Raw genomic sequence first — 15,319 nt, forward strand, 5'->3', positions numbered from 1 at the left:
CTATTGATTGACATGTATTCAATGATCCATTACAATAATCTTTCAAGTTACATTTAGTAAGCTTCTAACTTTTCTATTATCATACCACGTTTATCCGAAGGAGGAAACACTATGACGAATACTCTGGATGTTTTAAAAGCACGTGCATCTGTAAAGGAATATGATACAAATGCCCCGATCTCTAAGGAGGAGCTGACTGAGCTATTAGACCTTGCCACTAAAGCGCCTTCTGCTTGGAACCTTCAGCATTGGCATTTTACAGTATTCCACAGCGATGAATCAAAAGCGGAGCTTCTTCCTGTAGCGTATAATCAAAAACAAATCGTTGAGTCTTCTGCTGTTGTTGCCATTTTAGGCGATTTAAAGGCAAATGAAAACGGTGAAGAAGTTTATGCTGAATTAGCAAGCCAAGGCTATATTACGGATGAAATCAAACAAACATTGCTCGGCCAAATCAACGGTGCTTACCAAAGCGAGCAATTCGCACGTGATTCCGCTTTCTTAAATGCTTCTTTAGCTGCTATGCAGCTTATGATTGCCGCAAAAGCAAAAGGTTATGACACTTGCGCAATCGGCGGATTTAACAAAGAGCAGTTCCAAAAGCAATTTGATATCAGTGAGCGCTATGTTCCGGTTATGCTTATTTCAATCGGCAAAGCAGTGAAGCCTGCGCATCAAAGCAACCGTCTGCCGCTTTCAAAAGTATCAACTTGGCTGTAAGGATATGAAAAACCTTAGTCCGAAATCCGGACTAAGGTTTTTTTATACAATCGCCTCTTTGTACCATTCACGAGCCTGTTCAGCTTCATGCTGAGTCAGCTGATGGCCCCCGTCCTGCCAGTAAACGGAGGCTGATGCCCCGCTGTCACGCAAATAGCGGTAAAGCTCTTCTGATTCTTCCTTCGTGCAAAGAGGATCGTATTTCCCGGCACCGATAAAAACAGGGAGCCCCGCCATATCAGGCAGCTCGATACCCCGAATCGGAACCATTGGATGATGCAGAATAGCCCCTTTTAACACATCTTTATAATGAAAAAGCAGGCTTGCCGCAATGTTTGCGCCGTTTGAATAACCGACTGCAATCACTCGGCCGCGATTAAACTGATGCGTTTCTGCAGCCTCGTCGATAAAATCTTTCAATTCTCTTGTCCGCACCACAAGATCCTTTTCATCAAAAACTCCTTCACTCAGACGTTTGAAAAATCGCGGCATTCCATTTTCAAGCACCGATCCTCTGACACCAAGCAAATGGGCATCAGGGTCTATAAACCGCCCCAATGAAAGCAGATCGTGTTCATTACCACCCGTGCCATGCAACAGCAAAAGTACGTTGTCAGATGTTCCTTTCTCATAAATATGCTTCATTATAAATTCCCCCTTTTAAAGTTCAGGTAAAATGTCTGTAATTTGTTGTCTATGTTTCTCCAGCCATTCAGGCAGTTTTAAGGAAGTCCCTAGCTCAGCAAACGTTTCATCTGTCATAAAGCCCGGTTCATCTGTGGCAATTTCAAATAAGATACCGCCTTTCTCCCTAAAATAAACTGATGTAAAGTATTCCCTGTCGAGAATTTCTGACGAAGGCAGATGGTTTTCAGCAATAATCGGCAGCCATTTCGCCTGTTCCTTTTTCTTAGTCCGAAACGCTACATGGTGTACCGTACCATATCCTCCGACTCCTCTTTTTTCAGGATGTAAATGGACATCAATGACACCGCCGACCGCCGCTGAAGATGCCAGTCTGACAATCTGGTCTTCTTCGGCCACTTTGGTGTATCCAAAGCTTTCCGTTAACAATTGTATGGTCGCCTGCGGGTCGTAGGAATATAGCAGCACACCTTTCATTCCCGTAATTGCTTCATTTGTTGTGATCCCGTCAGGCGTCCACTCGCTTTTGCCGCTTTTCGCATCCTCCATGATCGCCAGCGGAAGGTCTTCTGTATCATCAAAAATAAGACCTTTTTCACCAAACAACGTTTTTTCCTCTAGGCTCAGCCCGCTTTTCTCAAGACGTTCCTTCCAAAAAGACAGGGAGCCTGAGGGAACTGAAAAGTACACCCGGCCCGCTTGGCCTTTTCCTACCGTTCCCTGTCCGCTTCCTTGGAACGGAAAAAAGGTCATTATTGTACCGGGATCTCCGTTTTGATTCCCAAAGTAAAAATGATACGTTCCGGGATCATCAAAGTTTACTGTTTTTTTAACGAGCCTGAGCCCAAGCACTTCTGTATAAAATCGCAAGTTTTCTTGCGGATCTCTGGCGAATGCTGTGACATGGTGCAATCCTTCTGTTTTCATTTTCTCACTCCTATTTATCTCGATTTCAAGATATTTATTATTTTAAACCTTTATTGAAAAGGATGCAAACCATGTGTTTTGATTAAATAATTGAAAAAATCATTTTTTTCTAATAATTATCTTGTGATCTTTTCTTACAACTGCTATTATAGTGAGCATTATCATGTTTCAGGAGGAAAGTAAATGGTTAAAAAAGCACTTATTGTTATTCTCATTCTTTTGCCATTCGTTCAGCTCGCGCTTTTGCCGCTTGTGAATCGAATAGAACCGATTATGTTCGGCCTGCCGTTTTTCCACTTTTGGCTGCTGCTGTGGATTATTGTTACGCCGTTATGCTCGTTTGGCATTTATCAGATGCAAAAAAAAGATGGAGGACTTGAATAATGCAAGGGAATCTGACTGCACTTCTCATTACTGCTATTATTGTTTTAACCGTTGTCTGTATCGGCTTTCTCGCCGGAAGAGACAAATCCTCACGTACTTCTGTGGAAGAATGGTCTGTCGGCGGCAGACGCTTCGGCGGTCTTCTCGTCTGGTTTTTAGTAGGCGCTGACCTTTATACGGCCTATACTTTCTTAGGGTTGACCAGTACTGCTTTTACAGGCGGAAGTGTTGCATTTTTCGCCATTCCTTATTCTGTGTTGGCCTACTTTATCGCCTACTTCTTCTTGCCAAAACTTTGGAAAGTTGCGAAAATTCATAAATTAACAACACTCGCGGATTATGCCCGGGAACGTTTTAACAGTAAGCTTTTGGCAAGCCTCGTTGCCATCGTTGGGGTACTCATGCTTATTCCGTACATATGCCTTCAGCTGAGCGGCATTCAAGACACGCTTCAGGTTGCCGGCACTGGCTATATTAACGTAAAATTCGTTGTGATCATTTCATTTATTCTTGTTGCTCTTTACACATTCTTCAGCGGGATTAAAGGGCCCACATATACAGCCATCATTAAGGACATTTTAGTATGGGTCATTATGCTGTTTATGGTGGTGTCCCTCCCTCTCATTCATTTTAACGGCTGGACGCCAATGATTGACACGTTAGTGAAGGAAGCGCCGCAAATGCTGACGATACCGTCAGAAGGGCCAAAAGGCATTCCTTGGTTTATCACAGCATCTATTGTTTCCGCTCTGGCACTTTTTATGTGGGCACATGCCGCTACAGGTGTTTTCACGGCGAAAAGCGCTGATGCAGTAAGAAAAAACAGCATGTTTTTGCCGCTTTATAATATCGTGTTAATTTTGGTTATTTTTCTTGGCTTTATCGCCTTTCTTGTTCTGCCGGAAGATACAAATCCAAGGCTGGCGCTGCTGCATTTGATTCAAACATCTTACGGCGGCGTGGCACAAGGCTTTGCATATGCCACTATCGCTCTTGCTTCATTAATACCTTGTTCCATTATGGCAATCGGCGCATCGAATTTATTCGCCAACAACCTATACCGGGATTTGATTCATCCGAATGTGTCGCAAAGCAAGCTGACTCTTGTCACACGTTCAATGGTGTTTGTTGTCATCGGTCTTGCGCTGCTGTTTGGAATGCTGTTCCCGACTGCCTTAGTGACACTTCAGCTATTAGGTGTATCCGGTATGGTGCAAATCTTCCCTGCGATTGCTGTCAGCCTGTTCTGGAAAAACCAAACGAAAGAAGCAACGGTTATCGGATTATTAGCCGGCCTAGCGGTAACGTTTATTGTGTATATCACTCAATCCGCACATGGCATTTATGAAGGATTCTGGGGATTGGCCGCCAACATGATCGCTGTGGTCATCCTGAATCCGCTGTTCGTTAAAAACGCGGGATCCAATCCTGTCATTGAAGGTTTATTTGGCAAAAAACAAGACGCTAATCCAAATCAAAAGGGCGCATAAAAAAACCATACGCGGCAGCCGCGTATGGTTTTTTTTACATTTCTTTTTTCAGTGTTTCAATTGCCTTTTCCATTTGCGTATCATTATCAGACAGCTTCTTTTGAAGTTCTATCATTAATTTCGTTGTTGTATCGCCAGTCAGTATGCCTGTTTCATTCAGCTTCTCTTTTTTCTGGAACTGTTTGACGACAGATACAAAATCCTGGTCATACATACTGTTAACCTTTACCTTGTAACCAAGTGCTTTGAGCATTTTCTGAGCCACTTTGACGTTTGTGCCTGTATCACCTGATTTGTACGTTTTATCTGCGTCCAAATACGGCAGCTTCGCGTAATCAGGCAGCTCTGCTTTCACTTGAGGCTTGATGCCTTTTTTGTGAATCCATTCGCCATCAGCAGTCAGCCATTTGGCAACTGTCAGTTTGACGGTAGAGCCATCATCATATTCTTTTGCCGTTTGTACTGTACCTTTGCCGAATGTCGTCTCGCCGATTAACGGTACGTTTGACGATTCATGAAGGGCAGCGGCCATAATTTCGGCTGCGCTTGCTGTACCGTCATTTACTAAAACGACGGTCGGCTTGGTCACTTTCCGTTCTTTTTCGGCCTTCATGACTTCTTTTGAACCGTTTTTGTATTCAACCTGCATGATGTTTTTCCCTTTATCAATGAACAGGTTGCTCATCGTAATCGCCTGTTCCATTAAGCCGCCCGGGTTGCCTCTCAAGTCTAAAATATAGCCTTTGGCGCCTTTTTTCTCTAAACTGTCAATCGCATCTGTCAGCTCTTTAGCTGTTGTTTCAGAGAAAGAAGTGATTTGAATTTCTCCGATGTTGTTGTCTTTCATCTCTGAATAGACAGTCTCTACAGGAATGGTATCGCGCTTAATGGAAAGATCGATATTCCCCACTCCCGCTCTGTTCAGTTCAAGCTTCACCTTTGTGCCCTTTTTGCCTCGGATTAAAGCGACGGCTTCATTTACATTCATGCCTTTTACGCTTTTTCCATTTACCTTAATGATTTGGTCCCTCGGTTTGATACCGGCTTTTTCAGCAGGTGAACCTTTAATTGGGGATACAATAAGGATTTCTCCGTCTTTCTCCTCTACTTGGGCTCCGATTCCTTCAAAAGATGCTGAAATCGTCTCGTCGAATGATTTCGCTTGCTCTTGATCCATATATGTAGAATACGGATCATCCAGTGATTGAATCATTCCTTTAATTGCTCCGTCTACTAATTTGTCATCATCTGTTTTTTGGTAATAATCACTTTTGATTTGCTCATACGCTTTATTTAATTTGTCGAACTTGCTGTCTCCTGTGCTTGCTGATTTTTGGCCCAGGATACTGGAATTGCCCGTAATAAATAAAGTAAGCGCCGAAGCGACAACTGCAGTGATCAGCACAATAAAAAACAGTTTTAATTGCCGTTTCAATTAAACACCACCTTTTTCTTCTTACATTATTATCATGGACGAATTCTTATTCGTCAACTCGGAGCAGAAATGAAAGAGAAACGCCCTTCTTTTGCTTTTCATAAACCTATGTCTTTATACGACATATGATAAGGAAAAAGGAGGATTCGATATTGAGCCGATATTTAGAAATGCTGTCCTTATTCGGTGTCGCAGGGGCGCACCCAGGCGGGCTGGCTTTTTCAAAAGCGGTCTTGCAAAAGGCTGCACCCTCTCCGGATCAGCCGATTCTTGATGCCGGATGCGGAACAGGGCAAACGGCGGCTTATTTAGGACATTTGCTGTATCCTGTAACAGTCGTTGATAAAGATCCTATTATGCTTGAGAAAGCGAAAAAAAGATTTGCGAATGAAGGGCTTGCCATCCCTGCATATCAGGCGGAGCTGGAACATCTCCCGTTTTCTTCTGAGTCCTTTTCCTGCGTCCTGTCAGAATCGGTCCTCAGTTTTTCACGCCTGACATCCTCTCTTCAAGAAATTTCAAGAGTTTTAAAACCCAGCGGGATGCTGATTGGTATCGAAGCTGCTTTAAAAAAACCAATGCCCCCTGCAGAAAAGAAGCAAATGATGGATTTTTACGGATTTACTTGCTTACATGAAGAAAGCGAATGGCATAAACTCCTAAGATCCTATGGCTTTCAAAAAACAGAAGCGATGTCACTTCTTCCGGAAGACATGGAATTTGAACCAACCACAGAAATGGATTTATCGCAAACGATTGATCCCATCTATTACGATACGCTTCAAACACATTATCAGCTCATGCAGTTATATAGTGAGTACATGGGTCATTGTATTTTTATCGCGTACAAGTAAAACGGCGTATCGCCCCCTGTTTTCGTCCAACCTTTTTTTCCTATCTATCATATGCTGATAGAAAGTCAGGATAGGAGGGGAACAATATTGGAGAGATATTATCATCTTTGCAAAAACCATCAAGGTAAAGTCGTCAGAATTACAGAGAGAGGCGGGAGAGTTCACGTCGGCAGAATTACCCGTGTAACAAGAGACAGAGTTTTTATAGCTCCGGTCGGCGGAGGGCCAAGAGGTTTCGGTTACGGATATTGGGGCGGTTATTGGGGATATGGAGCGGCTTACGGGATTTCCCTCGGTTTAATTGCAGGAGTGGCTCTGGCTGGTTTATTCTTCTGGTAAGCATAGAACAAATGCTAGATTCACCAGACACAATGAAGCCCGCTTATCTAGTGTAAGCGGGCTTTTCATTTTAAATTTTCTTCACTTTTTCAAAGTACTCTTCAAGCGTTAAATCATTATCTTGGATGACCTTTGCGGCTTTTTTGCCTACATAGCGCAGATGCCATGGCTCATATTCATATTTCGTGATATCTTCTTTATTTTTCGGATAGCGAATAATAAAGCCATATTTATAAGCATTGTCCTGCACCCATTTCCCGTCTGCCGTGCTTCCGAACGCTTCATTTAGCTCAAAGCCATTGCTCCGGCTCGAAATGTCCATCGCAAGGCCTGTTTGATGCTCGCTTTCACCCGGGTAAGCGACCGCTTCCTTTGCCTTCCTTTCCCCTTTTAGGCTTACTTCATTGTCAAAAATGACTTTCTGTCTGTCATACGAACGGTACCCTGAGACAGCTGCCAGTTCATAGCCTTCCTTTTTGGCAGCATCGAACATTGTTTTTAATGCGTCGGCCGCTTCTTTTCTGATGTAACGTTTTTGAATCTTTTCTTCAAAAGAAAACTCTACATCAGGTATGACAAGATCGCTAGGTTCATAGTTTCCGGGCAGTGCATATTGTTTATTGACAAGCGCGAGTATATTTTCTGGATTTTGAATGGTTTCCAGACCATCGACTTTTTTAATATCATTGAAATACTGGCTTTCCAATGAAAACTCACTGTTTTGAGTGTTTGATTTTTTGCTGTCAGCTGTTTTTTGTTCTGTTTGCTTTGTTTCTGCTGTGGTTTTCGTATCCTTTTGAGCATCTCCGTTCGACATGCTGCAGCCGGCTCCGACTATTGCCGTTACACTCAGAGCGGCAGCCAGTGAGAACCATTTACCGGACTTTTTCATATTACATTACCTTCCTTTTATCAATCGTTTCCGCATGCATAAAGAAGAGGCTGCCGGCACCCAGCACGCCTCTTGATATATTTTATTGTGATACGGAATGTAAAGCCACTTCTATCATATCATGAAATGTCGTTTGACGCTCTTCCGCTGTCGTTTCTTCTCCTGTTAATACGTGATCACTCACGGTGAGAATTGACAGGGCTTTTCTTCCGTGCTTCGCTGCTAATGTATACAATGCAGTTGTTTCCATTTCAACGCCAAGCACACCGTATTTTGCAAGTTTTTCAATTTGCGAATCGTCATTGTAGAACTGGTCAGCTGTAAATACGCTTCCTACAGTCACCGGCACACCTTTATCCTTTGCGGCATCATAGGCATTTTTTAAAAGCTCGAAATCTGCGCAAGGCGCAAAATCAACGCTTCCGAAAGCAACTCTGTTCATTTGTGAATCAGTTGAGGAGGTCATCGCCAAAATGACGTCTCGCACTTTGACATCTTTACGAATAGCGCCGCAGGAACCGACTCTTATTAGATTTTGCACATCGTAGCTTTGAATTAATTCATTCACATAAATTGAAATAGACGGAACTCCCATTCCCGTGCCTTGTACTGAGATTTTTTTACCTTTATATGTACCCGTAAATCCATACATGCCTCTGACTTCATTGTAGCATTCTACATTTTCAAGATACGTTTCTGCAATAAATTTTGCTCTGAGAGGATCTCCCGGCAAAAGCACAGTATCCGCAATTTGTCCTTTTTCAGCACCTATATGTACACTCATCTCATATCCTCCTGTAAATCTAAATTATCATCCAGCCCGTCCATTTTACAACGAATGTCATGATGAAACAAACTTCAGCATTGATTATAAAGGAATATATCGAAAAAAGAAATGTTCGAGGATCTGTTAGGCACTTCCTCAGAAAAACGGATAATCGGGGTGTTAATTTGAAAACCTAACCGCAGGAAGGAGGGGTGGGACATGGGTAAAAAACATCGTAACCGGATCACCGGCCAAAAAAAGAACAATCATATACCTGAAAAAGATATCATTGCAGCTGAAGAAGCACACGGGAAAGAATATTCCGCTGCCAAACGCAAGCCTTAAAACTGCAGAAAACTGCGGGTTTCCGCAGTTTTCTTTTCATTATGTCGTTTGTACAATCAGACGATTGATTTTCCTCCAGCCGGCGGGAAGCAGTTGATAATATGTTTTCCCTTTTCTGCCTTCATCAATCAGGATCACGTCCCCTGTGGCCATGAATCTTGCATCATAATCACTCGGAACAGTGTCGAATACATTAAACAAAGAGAATGCTCTTTTCAGCACGTCTTGATGATCGCTCCCGTTCAGTTCAGTTCGATAGACGGCTCTGTAGCCCTTTTTTTCGCCAAACCGGGGTGTCTGAAATATTGTCACGTCATAGGAACAAGACTTCTTTTTAAACACGGATAACATCATCAAGATCCCCTCCCTTTTATTTCTTTAACATATTGGCGTTTTTGCTGTGTTTTCCTCTCTCTATTTTTGTCGAAACCGCTTAATCTTTTCGTCAAAACCTTTTACTAGGAAAAACAGAAGCAAGCCGAGGCTAAAGCCTCCTAACACGTCTGTCACAAAATGAACCCCCAGATACACTCTGCTTATGCCGACTAAAACAGCAATTACACCGGCTATGATATATACCATTTTTTTATGCTTAGACAAAAACGGGAGATGTTTCACTAAAAAGTAAGCAATAACAGGATAGACACAAGCAGCATTCATGGAATGGCCGCTCGGAAAACTGAAGGATGATTCATGAACCAGCGGTGCAAAATCAGGCCTCACTCTTTCGATCCATTCTTTTAAGACTTTGTTTAACAGCCGATCTGTGCCGAATACTAAGAGCATCAACAGGCCGTCCCATGTTTTTCTGTAGAAAAACATGCCTGCTCCAATGATGACAATTAGAGGGAGCAGAAAAGAAGAAGCACCAAGATGCGTGATCCCCGTCATGACTTCATTAAGCCATGGCTGACGGATCAAAACAGCTGCCTTGCTTATTGCTTCATCTGCAGATTGAACAGCATTTGTATGAATGGCCGCAGCTAGAATTAAAAAGAAAAGAAACAAACTAACGGGCTTGTACAATTTTAACCACCTCAATTTTCACAGAAGTCATAGAACATGAATAATAAAACCGGAGCTGACCGCTCCGGTTTTAAGCCTCACTCATCTTCATCCAGCTCTTCATCTATCATACATTTTTCTATCAAATAATCAAAGGTAATATCAGCGATTTCAAACAGCTCATCCTCACTCGGTATGTAGCCCCGTCTTGCAAGCTCTCTGTAAAAAAATTCAGCGATTTCTTCCGTATCAATCACAAGATCTATTTCTTTCATCTCCGTACCGCCTCCTTTTTTATGTTTTATGAAAAAACAGGCTGAATTATACCCGGTGTTCTAAACAATTCTTTCAGTCATATATTGAATAAAAAACGAGCCATGGGAGGCTGACGCTATGATTGCTAAAATGATGGAAGCACTGGACGGAGAAAGATTTGATATCATAATGGAAAAAACGCTCAAAGGAATGACGCGTGTGATGATTTGGGGCTGTCTGCCATATTTTTTATATGTCTTGATCCGTATGTTCACAAATTAACTGAAATGCTCTTTTAAACTTTCCAAAACAAACATCATCATGTCTTTATATTCTTCATCCTGAAACATTTCGTACAGAATTTTGTAGTCATTATAAATATCCAGAAGCTCATCAACAATTGACACAGCAAGGATGTGAAGGGTATCTTGATCTTCATCACCGCCTTCAAACTGAAGAAGAGCAGACGATGCGATATCTTCGCCGATCTCATGGCCAGTTTCTCCGACATAATGGACAAACAACAGCTGATGCACAAACTGGTCCATTTCATATTTTCTAAGCACCAGCGTGAGATCCTCTTCCTCCGTTTCAAGCCACTCTCCATCCTTTAAACGGGTCAGCTCATAAATGATATCTTCCCAGCCATCTTCTAAATATCTCCAAATTTCTGTTCTATGGCCGATAATGCGAAAGAGTTCTTTTCCATAATCTTTAACATAAACAACGTCCCCAATAAGGAATTCATACTCAATATCAAGCTTCTCCATGTCGACAATGACACCCTCATAATCTTTATAAAGCTGAATAGATGATTCAAAGTATAAAACTTCGTTATGATTGACTTCATAAAGATAGTGTTTATCAATTTGGTGTACTTTTGTGATGGTGCCGACTGTTCCATACATAATGACGACTACGATATCCCCTACTTGGAATTTCGGTTTATTTTGCTTCATGGTGTCTCCCCCTCGCCGCAACATTTCTCATACGCTATCGTATGCCGGGTGAAGCCAATTCGCATGGGCATGAAAACCAAAGGAAATATCCAATTATGGTATGGGTATGGACATAAAAAAATCCGCAGTGATCTGCGGATGAAACAGCTATTATCTGCCGTGCACTTCAGACTCGTATTGATCCCAAGCTTCATCAAACGTCGCCATCGTGTGAAGGTAATCAGCATTCAGCTCCAAATATGAACTGATTTCATGATAATCGGTTGATGTTTTTGGAAAGCTGTGATCCTCATACGCCTGATTGGCAAATTCACTGATGCTGTCCTTCGGCTTAGGGTGTCTGTATTTCAATAAATAGTGATAAAAGGATTTCATGGGTTTCCCCTCCTGATGTCTGTCTTTTGTTGTTCTATTATACAGTTCAAGTGTAAAATTACAACAAAAGAATACTGAAACATGACTCAGGAGAAGTCAAAATAGTTGCGTTTCAAAATTCTTTCTGTCTCCATGAGCTGCTGATATGTCAGGCTTTCAGGCAGTTTTTTTGTTTGAATTAAAAGCAGCTGATCCTCAATCTCTTTAACCGTGTTTTCCTCTTGATAGGTCATACCGCAGGAAGAACATACCATGGCAGGGGTGTCTGTCAGTTCTATAGCCCTCGTTCCATCAGGGAGCTCCCAGTACACCGTGTTCCTGCCGGGCACCGCTTCGAGCTCGCCGCACCATTCGCATGTTTTCATGAAGAATCCCCTCCGCATTCAGTCTCTTTCTGTTTTTTCTGCTGCGCCAAAAATTTCTTTTCTTTGAGCTGATCTCTTTTCTCACGCCGATCTTTTAATGTTTCATGCTCCGGATTTGCGATGTATGCCTCTCTCCTTTTGATTCTGTCTACATTTTCAGGTGTAAACGAAACTTCTTTGTCAGCAAAAATGGCACTCAGCCCGATCGGCTCCTTTTTGTCAGCGGTTTCAGGGAAAACGGACTCAAAATAGGCGTCTGCCTGATTGGGGATATAATTCTCTGGTTCCGGATATGACGTAATCACACCTTCAAAATTTCTTAAGATCACTTTGTCAGGACTTTGTGACAGGACATAGTTTGGCTGCAGGGCGATTTTACCTCCTCCGCCTGGTGCGTCAACGACAAAGGTAGGAACCGCATAGCCTGAGGTATGACCTCTCAGCCCTTCAATGATCTCCAAACCTTTGGAAACAGGAGCTCTGAAATGCCCTATTCCTTCTGACAGATCACATTGGTAAATATAATAAGGACGGACTCTGATTTTTACCAAGTCATGCATGAGCTTTTTCATAATTGGAACCGAATCATTAATACCTGCTAATACGACAGCCTGATTTCCGACCGGCACTCCCGCGTTCACCAGCTTTTCACATGCCTCAACGGATTCTTCTGTCATTTCGATGCTTGTGTTAAAATGGGTGTTCAGCCAGACCGGATGATATTTTTTCAATATCTCGCACAGATGATCGGTAATGCGCTGCGGAAAGACGACGGGAGCTCTTGTTCCGATTCTGATGACTTCCAGATGCGGAATGCTGCGCAGCTCTTTTAAAATATATTCTAAAATTTGGTCGTTGATGAGCAGCCCATCACCGCCTGAAATTAAACAATCGCGGATTTCGGGTGTTTCCCGGATATAAGCAATTGCAGCATCAAGCTGTTTTTTGGGGACGCCCATTCCGATTTGTCCGGAAAAGCGCCTTCTTGTGCAGTAGCGGCAGTACATGGAACATTGATTCGTGACAAGAAACAGCACACGGTCGGGATAGCGGTGTGTCAGACCGGGTACCGGTGAATCTTCATCCTCATGAAGCGGGTCTTCCAGATCGTATTTTGTTTTGTGCATTTCTTCAGAAAGCGGCACAGACTGCATGCGTACCGGGCATCTCGGATTGTCGGGGTCCATTAAAGAAGCATAGTAAGGTGTAATATTTAAGGGGATCGTTTTGGTAGAAATTCTGACGCCTTCCTCTTCATCCTCGGTCAGATTAATGACTTTCTTTAAATCATCTAACGTTCTTACAGTGTGTGTCAGCTGCCAAAGCCAATCGTTCCATTTCTCTTCCGGAACGTCCTTCCATAACTCGATCTCCTTCCAATGCCGTTTCGGTTTATACCATTTGTTTTTCAAACGAACTCCTCCTCGCGCATATTTTGACTTACAGTTGCTTGCACCAAATATTCATGTTTTCAAGGCCTTCGGCTATAAAGCAATTATTGATCAGCCTTCCGCCATACTGATAACCTGAATGGTACAACACAGCATTCATCCCAAAAGACGAAGCACGGGCGAGAGAAAACACATGAACGATATCCTCTCCAGCCATTTCTTTTTCTAACGCCTCGATTAAAAAGCTTGTTAACGAATGGCCGCGATATTCCGGCAGCACAGCGCAATCGGTTATTTCTGCATGCCCAAGCTCTGGATTGATTTCTGCGCTTGCTGCGCTGATCAGGCGGTCATGATCAAGCATGATATAATACACCGTATTTGCATTCATCGTCTTTTCAATATAAGCGGGGTCAAATACCGGGGTTGGGTACGTGCGGAATACTTTTTTATACAGCATCGATAGCTGGTACATGTCGTTTGTTTCTGCTTTTCTCATCGTAAAAACGGGTGTACTGTCGTTGCGAAGACGGGGCGCTGTGCGATATATGGCTTCGATGATCTCCTGTTCCTCTGTATAAGAATCTGTTTGTCTCCGGCTTTCTGAAAGGTAACGTACCATGACACAAGCCGAATGGCCGAGATAATAGCCCTTTAGATAGCCCTCCGGCGCAAATAATTGTTTGGCAAGGATCGGCTCATCATGCTGCTTCGCATAGACAATGATTTTTTCTGCATTCTCTTCTTTTGCCGCTGCCACGATATCCGGCAGGGCCTTCTCAATGGCTCCGTCATAACGAACCACTCTGATTCGTTTATTAAAGCCGTCATGGTCCAAAACTGCTGTGACACCGCTACTCTTTATTGACTTGAGCATCCGCATCCTCCCCATCTGTATGAAGGCCGCACCAATCCATGACAAAAAGTGCAATAATTTTAGCAGATTCTATCATGGCTTCAACCTCAATGTATTCATTGGCCTGATGAGCCGTTTTTGTTTCCCCCGGCCCGAAAACGATCACTGGTGTATCTCCTGCATGGTACAAAAGCCCTCCATCCGTTCCCCACGGGGAAGCCTCAATAATCGGCTCTGTCTGTTTCATTTTTTGATAGGCTGATTGCAGCACAGAAATTAAAGGGTGATCATCAGGTAAATCATTCGGCAGCCATTGAGCGCCAAACCATTCGACTTGTACGGGATGGCGTTTAAACCATTCGTCATGGTATTCTAAATCCTTCAGCCAGTTTTCCAATTCAAGTTTTACAGCTTCTGGTTTCTCATGGGGAGCAATTCCGCATCTCCCTTCTATGACGACACGGTCTGCAACTGAAGATGGCCAGGCACCGCCTGAGATGGTGCCGATATTCACCGGTACCGGTATTGGGATATTGTCATACAGCGGATCTGAAATTCTCGCATTGCGGACTTTCTCCAGCTCTTGTATCGCTGTGATAACGTGCATGCTTTTTTCAATCGCGCTTACCCCTTCATAGCGTGTGCCCCCATGTGCGGATAATCCCTTCACAGTGATCCGAAACCACATCGAACCCTGCTGCTTAATAAATAGTTTCATATTCGTCGGTTCAGGAATCAGCGCCCCGTCAGCACGATAGCCTCTCATGATGGCGGAAAGTGTACCGGCGCCGCCGCACTCTTCATCTACAACACTCTGAAACAATACATCTCCCTTCAGTTTGACATCGCAGGCGTGCAGGGCTTCTAAAGCAAAAAGAAGGGCTGTATTGCCTCCCTTCATATCCGTTGAGCCGCGGCCGTATATTTTACCGTTTTCTTCGACAGCTTGATACGGTTCATACTTCCAATCCTTTACGCTTCCTTCAGGCACAACATCGATATGGCCGTTCAAAATCAGGGACCTGCCTCCGCCGGCTCCCGTTTTTTTAGCCACGATATTCGGGCTCTCATGAAAATCGGATCGGTTAGATTTAAAGTAGGGATGCTGTTTTAATTGCTTTATGCTTGGCTCCCATACATCAATGTCCATATGAAATTGCCGCAGCTTTTCAAGCACAACAGCTTGGGCGTTAAACTCTGACCCCAATGTGCTTTTTTCCCCAATCAGCCTTTTGAGAAGACGAATGGCTTTGGCCGAATGCTGATCAAGCCACTCGATTACTTTTCTTTCAATGTCTTGCATCCTCATTCCCCCT

Annotated in this window: 21 protein-coding genes; 7 read left to right on the forward strand and 14 right to left on the reverse strand. The window is 43.2% G+C overall.

The window, feature by feature from the left end; genetic code table 11:
- Positions 1-111: 111 nt before the first annotated feature.
- Complete coding sequence (locus tag NST22_RS10795; protein ID WP_003231196.1) at positions 112-720, forward strand: nitroreductase family protein; 609 nt, start codon at positions 112-114, stop codon at positions 718-720.
- 42 nt (positions 721-762) lie between these two features.
- Here the strand turns inward: NST22_RS10795 and NST22_RS10800 are convergent, their stop codons facing one another.
- Together NST22_RS10800 and NST22_RS10805 are read right to left on the reverse strand one after the other, a co-directional pair.
- The gene (locus tag NST22_RS10800; RefSeq protein ID WP_003231194.1) at positions 763-1,365 is read right to left on the reverse strand and encodes an alpha/beta hydrolase; all 603 of its coding nucleotides are present in this window, start codon (positions 1,363-1,365) and stop codon (positions 763-765) included.
- A gap of 15 nt (positions 1,366-1,380) precedes the next feature.
- Positions 1,381-2,292 carry a ring-cleaving dioxygenase gene (locus tag NST22_RS10805; RefSeq protein ID WP_003231191.1) on the reverse strand — a complete coding sequence of 304 codons (912 nt, stop codon included), beginning with the start codon at positions 2,290-2,292 and terminating at the stop codon, positions 1,381-1,383.
- 183 nt (positions 2,293-2,475) lie between these two features.
- Between NST22_RS10805 and NST22_RS10810 the strand changes: the two genes are divergently transcribed.
- The gene (locus NST22_RS10810; RefSeq protein ID WP_003231189.1) at positions 2,476-2,676 is read left to right on the forward strand and encodes a DUF3311 domain-containing protein; all 201 of its coding nucleotides are present in this window, start codon (positions 2,476-2,478) and stop codon (positions 2,674-2,676) included.
- On the forward strand, positions 2,676-4,166 hold the full coding sequence (locus NST22_RS10815) for a sodium:solute symporter (RefSeq protein WP_004399269.1): 1,491 nt from the start codon (positions 2,676-2,678) through the stop codon (positions 4,164-4,166). Before NST22_RS10810 ends, NST22_RS10815 begins: the two co-directional genes overlap by 1 nt.
- Positions 4,167-4,200: 34 nt before the next feature.
- Here the strand turns inward: NST22_RS10815 and ctpA are convergent, their stop codons facing one another.
- A complete protein-coding gene (gene ctpA, locus NST22_RS10820) occupies positions 4,201-5,601 on the reverse strand; it encodes a carboxy-terminal processing protease CtpA (RefSeq protein WP_003231186.1) in 1,401 nt (466 codons plus the stop codon).
- Between the two features lie 152 nt (positions 5,602-5,753).
- Here ctpA and NST22_RS10825 point away from each other — a divergent pair, with 152 nt between their 5' ends.
- Together NST22_RS10825 and NST22_RS10830 are read left to right on the forward strand one after the other, a co-directional pair.
- Positions 5,754-6,455: a class I SAM-dependent methyltransferase gene (locus NST22_RS10825; protein ID WP_004399589.1), complete on the forward strand. Its 702-nt coding sequence runs from the start codon at positions 5,754-5,756 to the stop codon at positions 6,453-6,455.
- 87 nt (positions 6,456-6,542) lie between these two features.
- Positions 6,543-6,794, forward strand: a complete 252-nt coding sequence (locus NST22_RS10830) for a hypothetical protein (protein ID WP_003231182.1) — start codon at positions 6,543-6,545, stop codon at positions 6,792-6,794.
- Between the two features lie 70 nt (positions 6,795-6,864).
- Here NST22_RS10830 and ldcB read toward each other — a convergent pair whose 3' ends face one another.
- Positions 6,865-7,686: an LD-carboxypeptidase LdcB gene (ldcB, locus tag NST22_RS10835; protein ID WP_004399387.1), complete on the reverse strand. Its 822-nt coding sequence runs from the start codon at positions 7,684-7,686 to the stop codon at positions 6,865-6,867.
- 82 nt (positions 7,687-7,768) lie between these two features.
- Complete coding sequence (gene deoD, locus NST22_RS10840) at positions 7,769-8,470, reverse strand: purine-nucleoside phosphorylase (protein WP_003231176.1); 702 nt, start codon at positions 8,468-8,470, stop codon at positions 7,769-7,771.
- 201 nt (positions 8,471-8,671) lie between these two features.
- Here deoD and NST22_RS10845 point away from each other — a divergent pair, with 201 nt between their 5' ends.
- Positions 8,672-8,797 (forward strand): hypothetical protein, encoded by a 126-nt coding sequence (locus NST22_RS10845; RefSeq protein WP_003231174.1) that lies wholly within the window; start codon positions 8,672-8,674, stop codon positions 8,795-8,797.
- Positions 8,798-8,836: 39 nt separating this feature from the next.
- On the opposite strand, the gene yodL is transcribed toward NST22_RS10845, so the two are convergent.
- The 3 genes from yodL to NST22_RS10860 all read right to left on the reverse strand — a co-directional run bounded on the left by yodL (position 8,837) and on the right by NST22_RS10860 (position 10,077).
- The gene (gene yodL, locus NST22_RS10850; RefSeq protein ID WP_004399431.1) at positions 8,837-9,151 is read right to left on the reverse strand and encodes a shape determination protein YodL; all 315 of its coding nucleotides are present in this window, start codon (positions 9,149-9,151) and stop codon (positions 8,837-8,839) included.
- Between the two features lie 60 nt (positions 9,152-9,211).
- On the reverse strand, positions 9,212-9,823 hold the full coding sequence (pgpB, locus tag NST22_RS10855) for a phosphatidylglycerophosphatase PgpB (RefSeq protein ID WP_004399336.1): 612 nt from the start codon (positions 9,821-9,823) through the stop codon (positions 9,212-9,214).
- A 77-nt stretch (positions 9,824-9,900) separates the two neighbouring features.
- Entirely contained in the window at positions 9,901-10,077 is a 177-nt protein-coding gene (locus NST22_RS10860; protein ID WP_003231166.1) for a YozD family protein, read from the reverse strand.
- A gap of 118 nt (positions 10,078-10,195) precedes the next feature.
- On the opposite strand from NST22_RS10860, the gene NST22_RS10865 reads away from it, so the two are divergent.
- A complete protein-coding gene (locus NST22_RS10865) occupies positions 10,196-10,339 on the forward strand; it encodes a hypothetical protein (protein ID WP_003231164.1) in 144 nt (47 codons plus the stop codon).
- Here the strand turns inward: NST22_RS10865 and NST22_RS10870 are convergent.
- The 6 genes from NST22_RS10870 to NST22_RS10895 form a co-directional block, all read right to left on the reverse strand.
- Positions 10,336-11,016 carry a hypothetical protein gene (locus NST22_RS10870; RefSeq protein ID WP_003231162.1) on the reverse strand — a complete coding sequence of 227 codons (681 nt, stop codon included), beginning with the start codon at positions 11,014-11,016 and terminating at the stop codon, positions 10,336-10,338. The two genes, NST22_RS10865 and NST22_RS10870, sit on opposite strands and share 4 nt — an antisense overlap.
- 150 nt (positions 11,017-11,166) lie before the next feature.
- Positions 11,167-11,391 carry a YozE family protein gene (locus tag NST22_RS10875; RefSeq protein WP_003231160.1) on the reverse strand — a complete coding sequence of 75 codons (225 nt, stop codon included), beginning with the start codon at positions 11,389-11,391 and terminating at the stop codon, positions 11,167-11,169.
- Between the two features lie 86 nt (positions 11,392-11,477).
- A complete protein-coding gene (locus tag NST22_RS10880) occupies positions 11,478-11,756 on the reverse strand; it encodes a YokU family protein (RefSeq protein WP_004399539.1) in 279 nt (92 codons plus the stop codon).
- Complete coding sequence (gene ablA / locus NST22_RS10885; RefSeq protein ID WP_004399420.1) at positions 11,753-13,168, reverse strand: lysine 2,3-aminomutase; 1,416 nt, start codon at positions 13,166-13,168, stop codon at positions 11,753-11,755. Before ablA ends, NST22_RS10880 begins: the two co-directional genes overlap by 4 nt.
- Positions 13,169-13,196: 28 nt before the next feature.
- Complete coding sequence (gene ablB / locus NST22_RS10890; protein WP_004399564.1) at positions 13,197-14,024, reverse strand: putative beta-lysine N-acetyltransferase; 828 nt, start codon at positions 14,022-14,024, stop codon at positions 13,197-13,199.
- The gene (locus NST22_RS10895) at positions 14,002-15,312 is read right to left on the reverse strand and encodes a peptidase (RefSeq protein WP_010886532.1); all 1,311 of its coding nucleotides are present in this window, start codon (positions 15,310-15,312) and stop codon (positions 14,002-14,004) included. The genes ablB and NST22_RS10895 overlap by 23 nt, the downstream gene beginning before the upstream one ends.
- Between the last annotated feature and the right edge of the window lie 7 nt (positions 15,313-15,319).

It is taken from the genome of Bacillus sp. PS237 (genome assembly GCF_037963345.1).
GTDB classification, from domain to species: domain Bacteria; phylum Bacillota; class Bacilli; order Bacillales; family Bacillaceae; genus Bacillus; species Bacillus subtilis.